Below are 19,612 nucleotides of genomic sequence, written 5' to 3'. Positions count from 1 at the left end.
TATCGCCAATCAAGACATTCAGAATAAGAACAGTTCATGGAAAACCTCGGTTATACCTCTGTCCCTTCCCTGCTCAAGTACCTGCGCCACGCCGAGCAATTGGGTCTGGATATCGACCAGGCGTTGACGGCCGCCGGCATCAAGACCGAGGACCTGGCCGACAACAGCAAACGCATTCCCAGTGAAACCCATGAGCGCCTGCTCGATCACTTGCTCAAGGTGTCGGCTGACCCGCTGTTTGGCCTGCACTGCGCGCGCTTTGTGCAGCCGGGTTCGTGGAGCGTGCTGGGCTATATCACCATGAACTGTGCAACCCTCGGTGAGGCCATGAGCCGCATCGTGCCTTACGAGAAACTGGTGGGGGACATGGGTGTCAGCCGGGTCGAGGCCGGCGCAGATCACGTTCGCCTGATCTGGACCTGTCGCCATCAGGCTGAGCCGATCCGCCGGCACATGGTGGAAAACGTACTGGCTTCGTGGTTGCTGTATGCGCGCTGGATCTCCGACTCAGATAGCTCGCCACGGGAGGTGTGGTTCGAGCACGCCCTGCCTGAGGGCGCCGATATTGCCGAGTACCAGACGATTTTCGGCTGCCCGATCCGCTTCGAGCAAAGCTGCAATGCGCTGATCGTGCCGCTGGAATACCTCGCTGTGCCGCTGCGCCAGGCCGACGCCAACTTGTTGCGCACCCTGGAAGAACACGCTCTGACGCTGATGGCTGGACTGGACGACAACGAGCCACTGCCGCAGCGGGTAAAAAACGCCCTGCGCCTGCTGCTCAAGGATGGTCTGCCACGTAAGGAACGCGTGGCGGAGAAATTCAACATGACGGTGCGCACCCTGCAGCGTCACCTGCAACTGGCCGGCACCAGCTACCAGCAGATTCTTGATGAACTGCGCCAGGAACTGGCCGAGCATTACCTGCTGCGCAGCGACCTGGCGATTCAGGATATCGCCAGCTATCTGGGGTTTACCGAGTCGCGCTCGTTCCACCGCAGCTTCAAGACCTGGACCGGGCAGACCCCAGGCGAATTTCGCGAGAGCCGGCGCAATAGCTGACAACCTTGGTGGCTGGGTAAAGCGCCATCCCCCACAAGGAGGCAGCAAGTACGCTGACCTACCCGAGAATCTCGCTGAGCGGAATAAACCTGAGGCTGTCGCCCTCGGCAAGCGTGGTGCCCTCCAGCACTTCGGCAAAACCCTCAGCCCAGGCAGCGCTGCGTAGCACCCCGGAGCTTTGATTTGCATAAGGCACCACACGTCCGTTTTCCAGACGCGCGCGCAGGTATTCACGGCGGTTGCCCGGCTTGCTCCAGGTGAAACCAGTCGGCATCGGAAAGCCCAGCGGTTCGACCCGCTGCACACCTAATCGGCGCAGCAGATAAGGCCGCGCGAGCAGGCCGAAAGTCACCAAGGTCGAAGCCGGATTACCCGGCAGGCCGATCACCGGTACGCCGCGAAACTGCCCGCAGGTCAGCGGTTTTCCAGGCTTGATCGCCAACTTCCACAGCGCCAGCTCGCCCTCTTCGCGCAAGGCCATACCCAGGAAATCCGCCTCGCCCACCGATACGCCGCCGGTGGAAAGAATCAGGTCAACATCACTCAACGCAGCTAGCGCTGCGCGGGTCTGCTCCAGGTCATCGAGCAGAATGCCGCCATCCACAACTTCGCAGCCCAGTCGCTGCAGCCAAGCGATCAGCACGCGGCGATTGCTGTTGTAGATTTGCCCGGGCCCGAGCGGCTGACCCGGTTCGACCAGCTCATCCCCCGTGGACAGCACCGCCACCCGAGGTCGGCGGCGCACATTCAATTCAGCGCAACCCAAGGACGCCGCCAAACCCAGCTCAATCGGACCTAGACGCGTGCCGGCGGGTAGAACGCTATCACCAACACGGGTTTCCTGGCCCTGAGCGCGCACGTTCTGCCCGCGCTTGAGCGGCTCGCTAAAGGCAACGCGACCATCCTCGCCGAGCACGGCGTTTTCCTGCATTTCCACAGTATCAGCGCCGGCTGGCAGCGGCGCGCCGGTAAAAATCCGCGCACAGGTGCCGGGCAGCAACGGCTGCGGCGCACTGCCGGCCTGAATGCGTTGGCTGACGACCAGCGGCTGGCCATTCCAATCGGCCAAGCGCAGGGCGTACCCGTCCATGGCGCTGTTGTCCCAGGGCGGCAGATCCAACTCGGCCAGCAACGGCTCGGCCAAAACCCGGCCTGCGGCGTCGCTCAGCTTGACCCGCTCGCATTCAACAATCGCGCTGGCCTCGGCCTGCGCCAGCAACCGCGCCAGCGCTGCCTCAACGGGCATCAATCCCGGCTTGTCACAGCAGCTCATCCACGGCTCTCGCAGGCGGCCACCGACTTGAGGTGCGGAACGAAATTGCACGGGCGGTGGCGGTTATCCAGCTGCTCACCCAGGATGCCATCCCAGGCGGTGCGGCAGGCGTTGGTCGAGCCCGGCAGGCAGCACACCAGGGTGCCATTGGCCAGGCCTGCCAGAGCGCGAGACTGAATGGTCGAGGTGCCGATATCCGGCACAGAAATCTGCCGGAACAGCTCACCAAAACCATCGACCTGCTTGTCCAGCAAACAGCTCACCGCTTCCGGTGTGCTGTCGCGGCCGGTGAAGCCGGTACCGCCGGTAATCAGCACCACCTGCACCTGATCCTCGGCAATCCAGGTGGCGACCTGGGCGCGAATTTTGTACAGATCGTCCTTCAGCAAAACCCGTGCGGCGAGCTGATGGCCGGCGGCCTGCAGGCGGTCGATAAACAGTTGGCCGGAGGTGTCAGTTTCCAGGCTGCGGGTGTCGCTGACGGTCAACACCGCGATATTCAAGGGCACGAAATGTGCCTCGGCCTTGTGGTTCATGGCAGGCTTCCAGTTATGGGCGATAATGCCCGCCGTTATATCACAGGCCCGCTTTCGGAGACTGCGCATGCCCGCTCCCACCACCCTGCCCCGCTGTTCTGTTTTGCTGCTTGCGGGCGGCCGTGGGCAACGCATGGGCGGCGCCGACAAGGGCCTGCTCGACTGGCAAGGCCGCCCGCTGATTGCTTGGCTGCACGAGCTGGTACGGCCGCTAACCGATGACCTGCTTATCTCCTGCAACCGCAACGCCGAGCGCTATGCACCCTTCGCGGATCGCTTGGTCAGTGATGACGAGGCGGACTTCCAAGGCCCTCTCGCAGGCATTCGCGCCGGCCTGCGCGCCGCACGTCAGGCGAATGTATTGATCCTGCCGTGCGACGCCCCGCAACTCGACAGACCGCTGCTGGAGGCGCTACTGAACCTGGCCGGTGAGCGCGCAGTTGTAGTGCGTCAGGGCGAGTTTCTCGAACCGCTGTTCAGCGTCATTCCCCGTGCACTGCATGCTGACCTGGAGCAGGCCTGGCAAGCCGGCGAACGCAGCCCGCAACGCTGGCTGCGCAGCCTTGATCCATTGACAGTGGAGTGCCCACTCGGTGACCCTCGCCTGGCCAACTTCAACACGCCCGACTTGCTGACGACACGCGGATAAATACCGGCAAGGGAACTTGAACGGCAAAGTTTCGTCACAAGCAGGGTAAAAACATCTATCTAATCAAGGAGAAACCCATGTCTCAGCGGATTATTCCAGCATTGCTGCTTACCTTGGGCCTAGTCGCGCTGACTGGTTGCGCGTCGCCAACGGTAATCACCCTCAATGATGGCCGCGAAATTCAGACCATCGACGAGCCGAATTTTGACGAGGATTCGGGCTTCTACGAGTTCGAACAACTCGATGGTAAACGCGCCAAGGTCAACAAGGATCAAGTGCGTACCGTCAAAGAGCTGTAAGCCGATAACCCAGGCGTTGCCACGTACTACTTGCCCAGCGCCTGGGCTCTGATCGATATATTCAAAGCGCTTGGCCAATAGAAAAAATTAAAACCTAAGCCCTTGTGCGGTAAAACTTTCTCAGTAAAATTTCGATCGATTCGGAGTGTAGCGCAGCTTGGTAGCGCGTCTCGTTCGGGACGAGAAGGTCGCAGGTTCGAATCCTGTCTCTCCGACCAGATCACATAAAAAAGCCCGCTTAATTGCGGGCTTTTTTATGCCTGGAGAAAAGCTATTGCAAGCTTTCGAACGCATGCACCAGGGCCTTGCTCAGGTCCACGGTGGAGAACTTGGTCAACACCGCATTGGCGCCCACTGCCTCGGCTTTTTCAGTGTTCATGGTGCTGTCGAGCGAGGTGTGCAGCAGCACATAGAGCTGGCCGATATCCGGCTTTTTACGCAGCGTGCGCACCAAGTCATAGCCATCCATTTCCGGCATTTCGATATCCGACACCAACACCTCGATAGGCTCGCCGGCATCGAATTGACGCTGCAGTAACTCCAGCGCTTCGGCGGCGCTGCGCACCATTTGGCAATCCAGCTCCAACTTGCGTAGGGTAATCATGGTCTGCTGTAAGGCGACGTGGGAGTCATCCACCACCAGTACACGACGCCCCTTAAGCAGAGCGCGCTCAGGCTCGGATAACAGCTGATCATTCAACTCATCAATACTCATCGGCGCGAGTTCGTGCAGGACTTTTTCAATATCGAGGATCTGCACAATCTTGCCGTCGATCTGGGTCACGCCGGTGATAAAGGCTTTACTGCCGGATGCGGCCGGCGGCGGACGAACGTCACGGGTGTAGCACTGCACGATGCGCTCGACGCTCTGCACATGCAGGCCCTGCCGAGAGCGACTGAGCTCCGTCACGATCAGACAGCCGTCATCATTGCCCGGCACGCCTTGCTCGCCGATCGCCTTGCCCAGATCAATCACCGTTAGCGCCGAGCCACGCAAAGTGGCAACGCCACGGACATGAGGATGACGACTGGGCAGTTTGGTCAGCGCCGGGCAAGGAATGATTTCCTGCACTTTCAGGAGATTAATACCCAATAGACGGCCGCTGTGCAGGCGGAATAACAGCAGTGACAGTGCGTCACCCAGCACGATGCTCATGCGTATCTGTCCTGTAAAAATGCAATCCGTGCCAACGCACTAATCATGACTATTACGCAAGAATTCAACGATCTGTTCAGCCTCGAACGGCCAGTTCAACTCAGCACCGGTATCAATACGGCGCAGCACTGGAATGCGCAGACCATAGTCCTCGACCCAATGCTCCTGCTCAGCGATATCGACCAGCTCGACCAACAGGCCATGCTCGACAAAAGGCATCAGCAACGCCTCGGCCACCTCACACAGGTGGCAGCCGAGCGTACCGAATAATTGGCATTCCGGGAGCATCTGCGCACCTCCACTGACTACAGGAGGTGCAGTTTAGCACTGCCCCCGGCTCAGGCGTCCGCGGACTTGCTGCTGTCTAGGGCGGGGTTGAGCAGGTTCTGCAGGCCATCGAGCAAGCGGCTGTTGAGCTGCTCGGCCTTGTCCAGGCGACCGCTGTCAAAACGCTCATCAAGCGAGAAGCCGCCTTTGAGCATATCCAGCAAGCTGGTTTTTGCGGTGCCTTCTTCAGCCACCTGATTGGCGCTGCGCAATGCGTCGAGCAGGCCCTGGGCGTAGTCGATCAGTGAACTGTTCACTGCGCTGGCTGCCTGGCCGCCGTCCTGTGCAACGGCGCTGTAGGCATCCGTTGCCTGACGCACAGTGGTTTGGGTCAGGCGCAGGGACATCGACGCTAACTGCTCGCCATCCATTTCCAACGCCATGGCGCGGTCGAAGGCGCCAGACAGATCGCCGGCATAGAACTTGTTGGAAAGGTCCTGGACCTGGCCGAAGAGTTTTTCCAGTGCGGCGCGTTCTTCATCATCCAGCTCGCCTTCGACGCTGACTTGCCAAGCACCAATCTGCAGGCTGCCGGATTGGCTACTGGCAACTACTGAGCTGCCGTTACCATTGCTGCTGGCAACAACGCCACTCTGCGACCAGTTGGCCGAAGCCTGAGCGATGGAAATCCGCAGGCGGTCACCATCACGGGTGGTCACTTCCATATCGAAGCTTTCCGCTTGCGCAGCAAACCGCTCGCTGTAAGCGGCGATATTGGTTGAGCCACCAACCAAGGCCGCATCAGGATTAAAGCGTTTATCCAGGTCGCTGAAACCGTCCTGGATTTTCTGGTAGGTGTCGTCGATATCGCTCGCCACCTTGCCTTGCAGCACCCCCATGCCGTCGAGAATCTTACGGGCCTCAGCAAAGCCTTTCTCTACGCCGCTGCGCGCCTGTTCAAGCAAACCCTTGAGCTTGCTGGGGTCGGCACCAGCAGCTTGCTCGCTTTGCAGGCGCTGCTCGATAAAACCGAGAATACGCCCGGCGACTTTCTCCGGGGTGTAATCATTGGCCTTGCCGGCCAGTGCGCCGGGCTCAAGCCCAAGGCGTTCAGCCAGGCGATTGGCCAGTGTCGCCTGCGCGTCAGCAGCATTGCGCACAACCGGCTGAGCAGTGGCGGAGGTAGGACGTGAAGCAGAGGATAAATTTGCGGCCAGAGGATTCATGGCAAAGTACCTGGGCGGTGTATCTGACTGGTTGGCGGCCGTGCGGGATGAAACTTTAGCCTGATTGCGGATAAACCGATCAACGGCGCATCCAGCAGGCTAGAGCGATTGCAGCGCAGACAGTTGCACGCCGCACCCACACAGAGCGCGCCCGAGCAGACCAAAGTCTAAAAGCCAAGCCTAAGCCCCCATGCTTTATTGCGCCTCGCTGTATCAGATCGGCCACAAGCCGACCCGCACACACGAGGAGCTAACAATAATGACTCAATCTCCCCTCGCTCGCGCTGTGGCATTCGCCACACTGGGCACCTGCCTCACCCTGCCATCGCTGGCCCAGGCAGAGTTTATCAAGGACAGCAAAGCGACCCTTGAAGCTCGTAATTTCTACTTCAATCGTGATTTCCGTCAGTCGTCAAATCCAACACCTAGTCAGGCCAAGAGCGAAGAGTGGGCACAAGGTTTTATTCTGCGCGCCGAGTCGGGCTACACCGAAGGCACTGTGGGTTTTGGCCTCGACGCTATCGGCATGCTCGGCTTCAAACTCGACTCAGGTGACGGCACCGCCGGCAGCAATCTGCTGACACCAGACAAATCCTCCAATGGCTCACAGGACTATTCGTCCGATCTGGCTGTGGCTGGCAAGGTGAAAGTTTCCAAAACCACCCTGCGGGTTGGCGATATGCAATATAAAAACATGGCGATTGCGTCCAGCGACAGCCGCCTGACACCGCAAGTTTTTAAAGGTGGTCAGCTGATTTCCCAGGAAATTGATGGCCTTATTCTGGACGGCGGCCATGTGCGTGAAGTTAACAACCGCAACTCAGGGGATTTCGAAGACCTGTCCATCACCAGTGGCGGCAGGCGTGGGATTAACGTAACAGGCGGCAACAGCACTGACTCGTTCACGTTTCTCGGTGGCACTTACAAGCTCACTCAGAATCTGACTGGCGCCTACTACTATTCCAACCTGGAGGATTTGTATAAGCAGAACTCCTTCAACCTGGTCCATGTCCTGCCCTTGGCAGATAAGCAAACCCTGAAAACCGACCTGCGTTACGCCCGCTCCACCGATGACGGTCGTAGCAACGTCGACAATAAGGCGTTGGGCGCCATGATTACGTACGGCATCGATGGTCACAGCTTTGGCTTGGGCTACCAGAAGATGAGTGGTGACACTGGCTTTGCATACCTGGCTACCAGTACCGATCCGTTCTTGGTCAACTATGTACAAATCAGTGACTTTGCCAACAAGGACGAGCAGTCCTGGCAGGCGCGGTATGACTTCAACTTTGCCAGCATCGGCATTCCGGGCCTGACATTCATGACCCGTTACTTAACCGGTGACAACGTTGAGCTGGCCGCCAACCGTTCCGAGGGTAAGGAATGGGAACGCAACACCGAACTGATGTATGTGTTCCAGGAAGGGGCCTTGAAGAACCTCGGCGTTCGTTGGCGCAATGCGACTGTGCGTTCGAACTTTGCCAACGATCTCGACGAAAACCGCCTGATAGTCAGCTACACACTGCCACTGCTCTAAGCCTCAACACCTAAGCGGTTGTAATAAAAAAGGCCCGGACATTGTCCGGGCCTTTTGCATTAACGCTCAGCGATCAATCCTGGCTGACAGCGCCAATCTTATGCACCGAGAGGTCAGCACCGTAGTACTCCTCCTCCTGGCTCAAGCGAATACCCACGGTAGCCTTCAGCACACCATAAACCAGTACGCCGCCAATCAAGGCCACCACCACGCCCAGCGCGGTGCCGACAAACTGGCTGGCCAGGCTGACGCCGCCCAGGCCGCCCAACATCTCTTGGCCGAAGATCCCGCAAGCAATACCGCCCCACACGCCGCACAGACCGTGCAGCGGCCAAACGCCGAGCACGTCGTCGATCTTCCATTTCACCTGGGTCGCGGTAAACGCCCATACGAACAACGCACCGGCAATCGCGCCAGTAACCAGAGCGCCAACCGGGTGCATAAGGTCGGAACCGGCACACACCGCCACCAGGCCAGCCAGCGGACCGTTGTGCAGGAAGCCTGGGTCGTTACGGCCAACAAGCAAAGCCGCCACCGTACCGCCGACCATCGCCATCAGGGTGTTGACCGCCACCAGACCACTGACGCTGCCCAGGGTCTGTGCGCTCATCACGTTAAAGCCGAACCAGCCGATGATCAGAATCCACGACCCCAGCGCCAGGAACGGAATATTTGACGGGGCAAAAGCAACCAAGCGGCCATCACGGTAACGCCCGTTACGGCGCCCCAGCAGGATCACCGCGCCAAAGGCCAGCCAGCCACCCATCGCATGCACTACCACCGAGCCGGCGAAGTCATGGAAGGTTGCGCCAAACTGCGCCTCCAGCCAAGCCTGGACGCCGTAGTTGCCATTCCAGATCATCCCCTCGAAGAAGGGGTAGATAAAGGCCACGATCAGCACCGTGGCGCACAGCTGTGGACCAAACTTAGCGCGCTCGGCGATGCCGCCGGAAATAATCGCCGGGATGGCCGCCGCAAAAGTCAGCAGAAAGAAGAACTTCACCAACGCATAGCCGTTGCCTTCCGTCAGCACGCTGGCAGGCTCTAGGAAGGTCACGCCGTAGGCAATCCAGTAGCCAACAAAGAAATAGGCCAGGGCCGACACGGCAAAGTCGGAGATGATCTTCGACAAGGCGTTGACCTGGTTCTTCTGCCTGACCGTCCCCACTTCAAGAAAGGCAAAGCCGGCATGCATAGCCAGCACCATCACGGCGCCGAGCAGGATAAACAAGGTATTGGAGCCGTGAATCAGGGTTTCCACAGCACTGTTGATGTTTTCCATCTGCGAAGAAAACTCCGTCGCGGGAAAAAAGCACCAAAGCGGATCACAAACTAATAAATACGCACCATATGGCGGCACCCATCATGATCCAGCTTGCCGAGGCCCAGGCTGTACAGCACCAAGCCGGTGCCGACTGAACCTTGCCTCGAAGTACTTATTCCATAGTTATTAATAAGTTATTGATGCACCACGGCGTCCTGGCCAGAACCCTCACAGCCCCATAAAGGAGCGTATCTGCAAGGGCGCGCACCAGCGCAATGCAAGCGCTGTACCAGCCGATCAGTCGGCAGCATCCGTCCTGCACCGAAGAAAAAAGGAACCACTGCCCCGCAGAGGACTCGAACCCCCTACACTGCCCCGTCATAAGGAGAGACACCATGGCTCGTAAGACCCCCGTATCGTCCAGCTCGGATCAGTTACTCGACGAATTCCAGGCGCTGGTACGCGACACCGAAAGCTTGTTGCAGCATTCCGCCAGCCTCGCCGGCGAGCAGGCCGAAGAGCTGCGCGAGCAGATCCGCAGCAGCCTGGGCCGTGCGCGCAGCACCCTGCATAACGCCGAAGACGCACTGCACGCACGCGGCAAGGCGGCTATTGAAGCCACCGAAGGCTATGTGCAGACTCACCCATGGCAGACCCTCGGTATTGCTGCCGCCATTGGCCTACTATTGGGCATGCTGATTACCCGGCGCTAAAGAGAAACCTTAATGGATGCAACACCGCCCACCCCGCCAAGTCGCGGCAGTTCGCCACGGCGATTTGCCAGCGCTTTGCTGGGGTTATTGCAGGGCCATATCGCGCTGTTTGGCGAAGAGCTTAAAGAGCAGCAAAGCCACACCCTCAGCCTGCTGGTGTTGACCAGCCTGAGTTTGCTGTTCGGCCTGCTGCTGATCATCGGCCTGTCGGCTGCATTGCTGATTGCCTTCTGGGAGACGCACCGTCTGCTGGTTATCAGCGCCCTGTGTGGCTTCTATGCACTGGGCCTGCTGGGCACCCTGTTCACGCTGTTGCAGCGTGTACGCAATGCCCCTGCCCCCTTCAGCGCCAGCCTTGAAGAACTGGCCCGCGACCGTGAGCAACTGCTGCCATGACTATGCCCGAGCTACCCGCCAAGGCCTCGCGCCGCGAGCTGCGCAAAACTCTGCTGCGCATGCGTCTGCAAATGCATCGCCAGGAACTGCGCCACGAAACCCTGGTGATGCTGCAACCACTGCGGCAGGCACAGTACTGGCGCAACCACTGGCGTGAAGAACTGGGCAATAGCAACGCACCGCTTTGGGTCGCTGGCGGCGCACTGCTGCTGGCTACCGTCGGCATTCGCCGTGGCCAATGGCGCCGCTGGCTGCGTATCGCCCTGATCGCCTTCCCGCTGCTGCGGCGCAATCCGCCGCGACGCCCAGACACATCTGCCGACACGACTAAAGATACCCGCGCAGGGGATTAAACTGGCCACGATCTTGCTTAGTCACCTGGCTTCGCCGCCCACCAGGGCGTCTGCCTGGCTAAGGAACTGCGCAGTGTTCAACGGTCAACCGCTTGCTGTTTTTCAACCTTTTATCGATACCGCCACCGGACGTATTGCCGGTGTCGAAGCACTGGCGCGCCTGCGCAGCGCTGATGGCCAGCTGCACTCGGCAGGCCCATTATTCAGTGACCCGAAGACCCCACCCACCGCCCTGCGCCGCCTTGACCGCGAAGTCCGCGAACAAGCTCTGAAGCGCTTTCATGAGGCCCCGCAAGACTGGTTTCTCAGCCTGAATATCTCGCCACGCTGGATTAGCCGGCTGCGCCCTGAACAAGCCTTGCCCAGCCTCAAACAACTGCAACGCAGTGGCATCGACCCTGCACGTATCGTCTTTGAAATCACCGAGCTGGGCGGTGCCAGCTCACGCCTGCCGGGCGTGGTGGAGCGCTACCGAGAAGCCGGCGCACGCATCGCCATCGACGACTTTGGTGCAGGCTACTCGCAGCTCGACCGCGTGCTAGCCCTGCAGCCGGACATCCTCAAGCTGGACATGCGCCTGTTTCAGCAAGCCGCTCGTGGCGGGCCAAGCAGCGAGATCGTCAAGGCACTGGCGCAGATGGCAGAAAAAACCGGCTGCTGGATCATTGCCGAAGGCGTTGAGACCGAGGCCGAGCTGGATTTTGCCCTGGAGTGCGGCGCGCGTTATGTGCAGGGCTATCTGTTTGCCAAACCCGAAGAAGCCTTTTTCAGCAGCAGCGCATTCGTCAAACGCTTTGCCCAACTGCGCGACCACTATGTGCAGCAAAAACTCGCCGAACGCGCACGACTGATGACCCTGCGCCAGCAGCTCGGTGAGCTGATGAACAGCTTCAAGACCTGGATCGAAAGCGGCTCACAGCCCGATCAGCTACCGCAACCGCACGCCTACCCATGGCTGCTGCGCATCTACCAATGCGACCGCCATGGCACCCAACTGACCGCCAACCTAGAGTGGCGCGAGCACAGCTGGCACAGCGATGCGCGTTACGTCGGGCATAACTGGTCATGGCGCCCCTACTTCTATCAACTGCTGGCCGAAGGCTGGGAAGAACGCCGGCTGATTCTCTCCAGCACCTACCGTGATGCCACCACCAACCAGTACTGCCTGACCGCCGGGCAATTCATCGACAACGGCAAACGGCTGCTGCTGATCGATATCGACGCTGCGGGGTTTTGACTGCGTAGGGCCGCACGCCTTGCATCATCGGCTTAGAACCCCGAAGCTAGCTGCCACAGCCAGGTAACGGCGAGGATAACCCTTGGATTGGCAAACCCTGCTCAACCGTGAACGACTCGGCAAGCCGACGCACAGCGTCGCCGAACTGGGCCGCACCCCGTTTCACAAAGACCATGACCGCATCATCTTTTCCGGCGCCTTCCGCCGCCTGGGCCGCAAGACCCAGGTGCACCCGGTCTCCAGCAACGACCATATCCACACCCGCCTGACCCACTCGCTCGAAGTAAGCTGCGTGGGCCGCTCGCTGGGTATGCGCGTTGGCGAGATGATCCGCGATGCCCTGCCGGACTGGTGCGAGCCGAGCGATCTGGGCATGGTCGTGCAGTCCGCCTGCCTGGCCCACGACATCGGCAATCCACCTTTCGGCCACTCCGGTGAAGACGCCATCCGCCACTGGTTCCAGCAGGCCGCCGGACGCGGCTGGCTGGATTCGATGAGTGCGGCCGAACGTGGCGACTTTCTCAGTTTCGAGGGCAATGCCCAGGGCTTTCGCGTACTCACCCAGCTGGAATACCACCAGTTCGACGGTGGCACCCGGCTGACTTACGCAACGCTCGGCACCTACCTGAAATACCCCTGGACCGCACGTCACGCCGAAGCGCTGGGCTACAAGAAACACAAGTTCGGCTGCTACCAGAGCGAGTTGCCGCTGCTTGAGCAGATCGCCGGCAAACTCGGCCTGCCGCAACTGGAAGAACAGCGCTGGGCGCGTCATCCACTGGTCTATCTGATGGAGGCGGCAGATGACATCTGCTACGGCCTGATTGACCTGGAAGACGGTCTGGAGATGGAGCTGCTCGATTACAGCGAAGTGGAGGCGCTTCTGCTCGACCTGGTTGGCGATGACCTGCCGGAAACCTATCGCCAGCTCGGCCCCGACGATTCTCGGCGGCGTAAGCTGGCGATCCTGCGCGGCAAAGCCATTGAACACCTGACCAATGCCGCCGCCGAAGCCTTTGTCGAACAGCAGGATACCCTGCTCGCCGGCACCTTGCAGGGTGATCTGGTCGAGCACATGCACGGCACCGCCAAGCGCTGTGTGCAAAGCGCCAAGGACATGGCCCGACGGAAAATCTTTCAGGACAAGCGCAAAACCCTGCATGAGATCGGCGCCTACACCACCCTGGAAATCCTGCTAAATGCCTTCTGCGGCGCAGCGCTGGAGCAGCATGGCGGGCGCACACCGTCGTTCAAGAACCGACGCATCCTTGACCTGCTCGGTAAAAACGCACCCGACCCAAGCTGGCCGCTGTACCGATCATTCCTGCGGATGATCGACTTTATCGCCGGCATGACTGACAGCTACGCTACTGAAATGGCCCGCGAGATGACGGGCCGCTCAAGCCCGGTATAAGCCATGACGAGCCTACTGCGACAAACCTTCAGCTGGCATGCCGGGCCGCCCGCCTGGGGCCCCGCGATGGTTGCCGGCTTCGGCTGTGCACTGCCGCTGCTGCTCGGGCTGTTCAGCGCTCACCCGGGTTTTCTCTGGGCCTCGGCGGGCGCCTTCCAAGCGGCGCAAGCCAACCCCCTACACCGCCTGGGCATGCTGCGCATGTTGATGCTCTGCGGCCTGGGCGCCTGCAGCGCCGGGCTGGGCTTCTGGTCAGCCAGCCATCCCTATGCCAGCTTGCTGGTGTTCGCGGTGTTTGGTTTCTTGCTCGCCTGGTTGCAGCGCTTTGGCAGCGAAGCCGGCAAGCTGGGCATCGGCCTGGCCATCTGCCTGTGCCTCGGCCACGGTCAGCAGGGCCTGGGCTCACTGAACAACCCGTATGCCATTGCCATGCTGTTCATCCTCGGTGGACTCTGGGTGATGCTGCTGGCCTTTGGCCTGCGCGGCATGCATGGCTTGCGCATGTGGCCGTATATGCCGCGTTTTATCAGCATATTCAAGGTGCTCAAACGCCACGCCAAACGCCTGCCACAGCAAAAGTGGCGCCTGCATGCACTGGGTTGCACCTTGGCGTTTGCCCTCTCCGGGCTGATCGTCAACCTGGCTGAGTTGCACCGTGGCTACTGGCTGACACTGACTGTAGTGACCACCCTGCAGCTGGACTTCCAAGGCAGTCTGGTAAGGGCCGTGCAATCGATCCTCGCCAGCCTGGGCGCCGCAGCACTGCTGATCCTGCTCGGTCACAGCATGCAAAACCCGGCACTGATGGTCGCCACACTGCTACCGCTGATCGCCCTTAGCCGTGCCCTGCAAGCCAACCATTACGGCCTGTTTGTGCTGCAAACGACGGTGTGCTTCGTGTTGCTGGCCGAAAGCCTGGCACATGACTGGCAGCTACCTCAGGTGCGTTTGTTCAACAGCCTGCTTGGCGTGGCCCTGGCCTTGCTGGTTGCGCTGCTGGTGTATGGCCTGGAGCGCTGGCTAGATCATCGAAACAATCTGCAAAAAATCAAGCACAGCACAGGCCCAATCTAGAGCTGTTGCAGCCCAAGAAACCTGTATCCGCGCCACGGCAAAACGCACAACGCTCCACTATGCTTTGCGCTTGGCCAAGGCATAAAAGGACATGCGCGGATGCAGCAGACACTAAGGTCCAAGGAACGACGTTTTCCGCTCCATATCCATATCAGCGTGCTGTTTACCCTGCTGTTGCTGGGCTCCGGGGTGGTGCTGGGGTACTTCAACTATCAGCAGACCAGCAAGATTATCCTCAGCAGCAGCGACCAGCTGTTCACCCAGATGCGCAAAGAAGTGCAGGCCAGTCTGCGCAATACCTACCAACCGATTCGTAACATGATCAACCTGCTCGCGCGCAACGAGCAGCTTAGTGGTCGCGACCGCCACGAACGAATGGTCATGCTGCCGATTTTCAGCCAGGCGCTGCGCGACAACCCCAAGCTGGCTTCAATCTATGTCGGCTATGGCGATGGCAGTTTCTTTATGGTGCGCCCACTGCGCAGCGAGAAGCTGCGGCAGATCTTCTTTGCACCCGACAATGCGGCCTATCAAGTGTGGAGCATCGACCGCATCAGTGAACAACGCCTGGACTCCGAATACCTGTTCTTCGACAAACAACTGCAACCGATTAGCCGGCGGCAGAACCTTAAAGAAACCTATGACCCGCGCACCCGCCCCTGGTACAACGGTGCTCTGCAGAGCCCTGAGCACTTCACCACCGCGCCCTATGCCTTCTTCTCCACGGGAGAAATTGGCACCACCCTGGCTCGCAAAAGCACTGAAACCACAGTGGTGGGGGCCGACCTGACCCTTGATGACCTGTCCGCCACCCTGGCCGAACACCGCCTGACCACCTCTACCGAAGTGGTGCTGTACAGCCCCGATGGCAGCGCGGTTGCATACCCGGACAGCGCGCGCCTAGTAATCCCAGGAGAAACACTGCAACTGGCGCAAGTCAAAGACCTAAGCCCAGTGCTGGCCGACTTTCTCAGCCTCGGGCTCGACGCGGATCGCCAAGGCGCCGTGCGCCTGAATAAACAGCGCTGGCAGATTTCTTACAGCCAGTTCAGCGAAGGTGGCCCGCAGGGATTGCGCCTGGCCCTGCTGGCCCCGGAAAGCGAGTTGCTAGCGGATGCCTACCGCATCCGCTGGCAGGGCGCGGTACTGACCTTGTGCATTCTGCTTTTATGCATCCCGCTGGGCTGGCTGCTTTCCAATATTCTGGTCAAACCGCTGCGCTTGCTGGTGGGCGAGGCAGAAGCTATTCGCAGTTTCAATTTCGATTACCCGGCCAGCGGCCGTTCCTTCGTCAAGGAAGTCGACCAGTTGGCCGTGTCGATGGGAAAGATGAAGGACACCATCTCCAGTTTCCTCGACATCACCGCCACGCTTTCAGCGGAAACCCGTTTCGATGCCTTGCTACGCCGGGTGCTGCGTGAAACCGTCGACCTCAGCGAAGCCAGCGGTGGCCTGCTGTATTTGCGCGACAGCAGCAGCGGCCGATTGGAGCCGTACGGCCTATTTATCAACGAGCAGCAACACAACCTGGAAGAACACCGTATCCCAAGTTTCGACCCCGATGACCCCGCCCTACCCAGCTGGTTAGCGCAAACGGCCACCGGCGGCACGAGCGTCACCGTGGCGCTGGGGTTCGAGCATGCGCAGGGCTTCCAGAGCCTGCTGCATACCCTCGACAGCCCACGTGCGCACCTGGTCTGCACCGGCCTGCACAACCGTCAGGGTCAGACATTGGGTGTGCTGGTACTGCTGCACCGCGACAGCGGTGACGAAACCGACCTGGCCATGCTACGCCCCGAGCGCATTGCCTTTGTCGAGGCTGTTTCCGGCGTCGCGGCGCTGTGCATTGAGAGCCAGCGCCTGCTCGATCAACAAAAGAAACTGCTCGACGCCTTTATCCAATTGATCGCTGGCGCCATCGACGCCAAAAGCCCTTACACCGGCGGCCACTGCCAGCGTGTACCGGAACTCACACTGATGCTCGCCCGCGCGGCTGAAGCCAGCGAAGAAGCCGCATTCCGCGATTACCAACCCAGTGAAGAAGAATGGGAAGCCCTGCATATCGCCGCCTGGCTGCATGACTGCGGCAAGGTCACTGTGCCCGAATACGTGGTGGATAAAGCCACCAAGCTGGAAACCATCTGTGATCGTATCCACGAAGTGCGCATGCGCTTCGAAGTGCTCAAGCGCGATGCCTGGATCAGCTACTGGGAGAACCTCAGCCAAGGTGGCGATGCTGCTAACCTCGGCCAGGCGCGCGATGAACTGCTCACCACTCTGGATGACGAATTTGCCTTTATCGCCCGCTGCAACCTGGGCGGTGAAGCCATGGCCGAAGCCGATCTTGAACGCCTGCGCCGCATCGGCGCACGCACCTGGGCGCGCACTTTGGATGATCGCCTGGGTGTGTCCTGGGAAGAAAACCTGCGCCAGTCGCGTACACCGGCGCAGCCCTTACCGGTGCAGGAAACGCTTCTAAGCGACAAACCCGAACACCTGATCGAGCGCCCTGAGAGTGAACTGATCGCCGAGGACAACCCCTGGGGTTTCAAGCTGGACATACCGCACTACAAACACAATCGCGGCGAGCTTTATAACCTCGGCATTGGACGCGGCACCTTGACCAGTGAGGAGCGCTTCATCATCAACGGCCATATGGTGCAGACCATCCGCATGCTCAGCCACCTGCCCTTCCCAGCGCACCTGGCCAACGTCGCTGAAATTGCCGGTGGTCACCACGAAAAAATGGACGGCACGGGCTACCCCAAACGCCTTAAGCGTGAAGACATGAGCCTGCCGGCACGCATGATGGCGATTGCAGACATCTTCGAAGCGCTGACGGCGGTGGATCGGCCTTACAAGAAAGGCAAACTGCTGTCTGAATCACTCAACATCATGGCGGGCATGTGCAAGGGCGCGCACATCGACCCCGAGCTGTTCGGGCTGTTCGTGCGGGAGAAAATCTACCTGCAATACGCCGAACGCTTTTTGCGCCGCGAGCAGATTGATCAGGTTGATATCGCTGCGCTGCTGGCCAAGGCTGGACTGAGCGACTGACGGAAATTGCAGGAGGGCGAAGCAACAGGGCATGCGCGATGCATGCCCTGCTCACAGGTCTTAGGCCTGATTGATCGAGTTGTCTGGGTACCAGACATCGATCAGCGGGCTGGCAGTGAAATCTACCAGCTCGTCACGGCCTTTCAGCCAAGCTTCAACAGCTGCACGCTGCTCTTCATTGACCGAGCCACGCTTGGACAGGCATACCAGACCGAAGTCATCGCCGCCGACATAGCCCAGGCCGTTAGCGACCATCGCGTCACGCAGAAAATCTTCCAAGAAGCTGTCGATGGCTGCATCGCTCAGGTCTTGTTTGAAGCTCAGGTTCAGCTCAAAGCCCAGCTCCTGGAATTCATCCACGCAGAGTTTTTTGCGCAGACGGCGGGAACGGTTAGTAGCCATGGAACAATCCTCAAAAGTGATAACGCGCGGCACTCTAGCAGTTTCGCGGCCTACGCGCCCGTCTGGAAGACGACAGGTCAACCGATAGCCCGCAGAAAAGCCCGGCCAATCGCATTTACTGCCACTCAGCCGGAACTGTCTTGGGGCATAATTGCCAACATTATCCCAACCCGCGACGGAACCTCGTTAGATGCCTCGCGTCACCTTTGTCCCTCAGTTAGAGGGGAGTCGCCCATGATCAAAAGCCTACGTCACCTGGCCATCGCCGGCCTGCTATTACCTGTTTGCCTGCCGCTGGCGGCCGCCACCCCGGGCTTATCAAACAAAGTTCAACAGTCATTGAAAGCCAACAAGATCAGCAGCCAGTCACTGTCTGTGGTCACCGTGCCGCTCAACGGCCCGGGTAATAGCACTTATTTCAATGCCGACATCTCCGTCAACCCGGCCTCAACCATGAAGCTGGTCACCACCTACGCCGCGCTTGAGCTGCTAGGCCCGACCCACCAGTGGAAAACCGAATTCTTCACCGACGGCCAACTGAAGAACGGCGTGCTCAACGGCAACCTGTACCTCAAGGGCGGCGGCGACCCCAAGCTGAACATGGAAAAGCTCTGGCTGATGATGCGCGACCTGCGCGCCAACGGCGTGCTGCAGGTGACGGGCGACCTGGTACTCGACCGCAGCCACTTCGTACAGCCACAGCTGCCCAGCTTCAATGACGACGGCGGCGACGCCAACAAGCCGTTCCTGGTGGCCCCCGACTCACTGCTGGTCAACCTTAAGGCGCTGCGTTTTATCGCCCGCACCGAAGGTGGAAAGGTGCATATCGCCGCCGAGCCGCCGATTGCCTCTATTCGCATCGACAACCGCGTCAAAGCCCTGCCGGCAGCCAAATGCCCGGGCTGGCCGGATGTGCGCTACAACCCGGTCACCGAATTTGACGGCACCACGGTCATCGTGACCGGCAAACTGGCCGAAGGCTGCAGCTCGCAGACCTACCTGTCGCTGCTGGATCACCCGGGCTACGCCGCCGGCGCCATCCGCGCCATTTGGCAGGAACTGGGCGGCAGCATCATGGGCAAGGACCGTCTCGCGCCAGTGCCAGAGAAAGCCCGTCTGCTGGCCCGCGCCTATTCGCCGGACCTGACCGAGATCATCCGCGACATCAACAAATACAGTAACAACACCATGGCCCGGCAGCTGTTCTTGAGCCTCGGCGCGCAGTTTCGCAACTCCGCCGACCAGGACGACAGCAAGGCAGCGCAACGAGTGATTCGCAGCTGGCTCGCGCGCAAAGGCATCACCGCGCCACACTTGGTGATGGAGAACGGCTCCGGGTTGTCACGTGCCGAGCGGGTCAGTGCGCGGGAAATGGCGACCCTGCTGCAGGCGGCCTGGAAGAGCCCTTACGCCGCTGAGTTCATGGCCTCACTGCCGCTGGTGGCAATGGACGGCACTATGCGCAAACGCCTGCACCGCACCCCGCTGGTTGGCGAGGCGCGAATCAAGACCGGTACGTTGAATAACGTGCGCGCCATCGCCGGCTTTAGCCGCGACAGCAATGGCAACAGCTGGGCCGTAGTGGCCATCCTCAACGACCCACGCCCGTGGGGCGCCTCGTCGATTCTCGATCAGGTGCTGATCGATCTGTACAAGCAGCCCAAACTCAGCGCCCAGCGCTAGGCCTCGCTCAATCCCGC

Annotated in this window: 19 protein-coding genes and 1 tRNA gene; 13 read left to right on the top strand and 7 right to left on the bottom strand. The window is 60.0% G+C overall.

Translation table 11 applies throughout. The features are described from left to right. Positions 1-36: 36 nt before the first annotated feature. Complete coding sequence (gliR, locus tag CUR33_RS09390) at positions 37-1,059, top strand: AraC family transcriptional regulator GliR (RefSeq protein WP_289239411.1); 1,023 nt, start codon at positions 37-39, stop codon at positions 1,057-1,059. Positions 1,060-1,117: 58 nt separating this feature from the next. Here gliR and CUR33_RS09385 read toward each other — a convergent pair whose 3' ends face one another. Next, positions 1,118-2,332: a molybdopterin molybdotransferase MoeA gene (locus CUR33_RS09385; protein ID WP_289239410.1), complete on the bottom strand. Its 1,215-nt coding sequence runs from the start codon at positions 2,330-2,332 to the stop codon at positions 1,118-1,120. Next, positions 2,329-2,868 carry a molybdenum cofactor biosynthesis protein B gene (moaB, locus tag CUR33_RS09380; protein ID WP_289239409.1) on the bottom strand — a complete coding sequence of 180 codons (540 nt, stop codon included), beginning with the start codon at positions 2,866-2,868 and terminating at the stop codon, positions 2,329-2,331. Before moaB ends, CUR33_RS09385 begins: the two co-directional genes overlap by 4 nt. A gap of 67 nt (positions 2,869-2,935) precedes the next feature. Here moaB and mobA point away from each other — a divergent pair, with 67 nt between their 5' ends. From mobA to CUR33_RS09365, 3 genes are all read left to right on the top strand, one after another. Beyond that, a complete protein-coding gene (gene mobA, locus CUR33_RS09375; protein ID WP_282875462.1) occupies positions 2,936-3,517 on the top strand; it encodes a molybdenum cofactor guanylyltransferase MobA in 582 nt (193 codons plus the stop codon). A 77-nt stretch (positions 3,518-3,594) separates the two neighbouring features. Then, positions 3,595-3,816: a YgdI/YgdR family lipoprotein gene (locus CUR33_RS09370; RefSeq protein ID WP_160015517.1), complete on the top strand. Its 222-nt coding sequence runs from the start codon at positions 3,595-3,597 to the stop codon at positions 3,814-3,816. Between the two features lie 141 nt (positions 3,817-3,957). Beyond that, positions 3,958-4,034: transfer RNA gene (locus CUR33_RS09365), tRNA-Pro, on the top strand. A 53-nt stretch (positions 4,035-4,087) separates the two neighbouring features. On the opposite strand, the gene CUR33_RS09360 is transcribed toward CUR33_RS09365, so the two are convergent. The 3 genes from CUR33_RS09360 to CUR33_RS09350 are packed head-to-tail and all read right to left on the bottom strand — an operon-like array spanning position 4,088 to position 6,465. Then, complete coding sequence (locus tag CUR33_RS09360; RefSeq protein WP_289239408.1) at positions 4,088-4,972, bottom strand: chemotaxis protein CheV; 885 nt, start codon at positions 4,970-4,972, stop codon at positions 4,088-4,090. 39 nt (positions 4,973-5,011) lie between these two features. Then, on the bottom strand, positions 5,012-5,260 hold the full coding sequence (locus tag CUR33_RS09355) for a glutaredoxin family protein (protein ID WP_160084961.1): 249 nt from the start codon (positions 5,258-5,260) through the stop codon (positions 5,012-5,014). Positions 5,261-5,310: 50 nt separating this feature from the next. Further along, positions 5,311-6,465 (bottom strand): DUF5610 domain-containing protein, encoded by a 1,155-nt coding sequence (locus CUR33_RS09350; RefSeq protein ID WP_289239407.1) that lies wholly within the window; start codon positions 6,463-6,465, stop codon positions 5,311-5,313. Positions 6,466-6,724: 259 nt separating this feature from the next. Between CUR33_RS09350 and CUR33_RS09345 the strand changes: the two genes are divergently transcribed. Next, entirely contained in the window at positions 6,725-8,002 is a 1,278-nt protein-coding gene (locus CUR33_RS09345; protein WP_289239406.1) for an OprD family porin, read from the top strand. Positions 8,003-8,075: 73 nt separating this feature from the next. Here the strand turns inward: CUR33_RS09345 and CUR33_RS09340 are convergent, their stop codons facing one another. Beyond that, positions 8,076-9,284: an ammonium transporter gene (locus CUR33_RS09340; protein ID WP_108487423.1), complete on the bottom strand. Its 1,209-nt coding sequence runs from the start codon at positions 9,282-9,284 to the stop codon at positions 8,076-8,078. Positions 9,285-9,661: 377 nt separating this feature from the next. Between CUR33_RS09340 and CUR33_RS09335 the strand changes: the two genes are divergently transcribed. From CUR33_RS09335 to CUR33_RS09305, 7 genes are all read left to right on the top strand, one after another. Then, positions 9,662-9,979, top strand: a complete 318-nt coding sequence (locus CUR33_RS09335; RefSeq protein WP_090248105.1) for a DUF883 family protein — start codon at positions 9,662-9,664, stop codon at positions 9,977-9,979. A gap of 12 nt (positions 9,980-9,991) precedes the next feature. Next, complete coding sequence (locus tag CUR33_RS09330; protein WP_289239405.1) at positions 9,992-10,375, top strand: phage holin family protein; 384 nt, start codon at positions 9,992-9,994, stop codon at positions 10,373-10,375. Then, entirely contained in the window at positions 10,372-10,728 is a 357-nt protein-coding gene (locus tag CUR33_RS09325; protein WP_289239404.1) for a hypothetical protein, read from the top strand. The genes CUR33_RS09330 and CUR33_RS09325 overlap by 4 nt, the downstream gene beginning before the upstream one ends. Before the next feature lie 73 nt (positions 10,729-10,801). Continuing rightward, a complete protein-coding gene (locus CUR33_RS09320; RefSeq protein ID WP_160084967.1) occupies positions 10,802-11,965 on the top strand; it encodes an EAL domain-containing protein in 1,164 nt (387 codons plus the stop codon). An 82-nt stretch (positions 11,966-12,047) separates the two neighbouring features. After that, positions 12,048-13,379 (top strand): deoxyguanosinetriphosphate triphosphohydrolase, encoded by a 1,332-nt coding sequence (locus tag CUR33_RS09315; RefSeq protein ID WP_289239403.1) that lies wholly within the window; start codon positions 12,048-12,050, stop codon positions 13,377-13,379. Between the two features lie 3 nt (positions 13,380-13,382). Further along, on the top strand, positions 13,383-14,453 hold the full coding sequence (locus CUR33_RS09310; protein WP_160084969.1) for an FUSC family protein: 1,071 nt from the start codon (positions 13,383-13,385) through the stop codon (positions 14,451-14,453). 99 nt (positions 14,454-14,552) lie between these two features. Then, the gene (locus tag CUR33_RS09305) at positions 14,553-17,510 is read left to right on the top strand and encodes an HD domain-containing phosphohydrolase (RefSeq protein WP_289239402.1); all 2,958 of its coding nucleotides are present in this window, start codon (positions 14,553-14,555) and stop codon (positions 17,508-17,510) included. 60 nt (positions 17,511-17,570) lie between these two features. Here the strand turns inward: CUR33_RS09305 and CUR33_RS09300 are convergent, their stop codons facing one another. After that, the gene (locus CUR33_RS09300; protein WP_289239401.1) at positions 17,571-17,912 is read right to left on the bottom strand and encodes a YggL family protein; all 342 of its coding nucleotides are present in this window, start codon (positions 17,910-17,912) and stop codon (positions 17,571-17,573) included. Between the two features lie 234 nt (positions 17,913-18,146). Here CUR33_RS09300 and dacB point away from each other — a divergent pair, with 234 nt between their 5' ends. Next, positions 18,147-19,595, top strand: a complete 1,449-nt coding sequence (gene dacB / locus CUR33_RS09295) for a D-alanyl-D-alanine carboxypeptidase/D-alanyl-D-alanine endopeptidase (protein ID WP_090248117.1) — start codon at positions 18,147-18,149, stop codon at positions 19,593-19,595. Positions 19,596-19,612 lie beyond the last annotated feature (17 nt).

The organism is Pseudomonas sp. FEMGT703P (assembly GCF_002786345.1).
In the GTDB taxonomy this organism is placed as follows: Bacteria; Pseudomonadota; Gammaproteobacteria; order Pseudomonadales; family Pseudomonadaceae; genus Aquipseudomonas; species Aquipseudomonas peli.
This window is presented reverse-complemented; position numbering and strand designations above follow the sequence as displayed.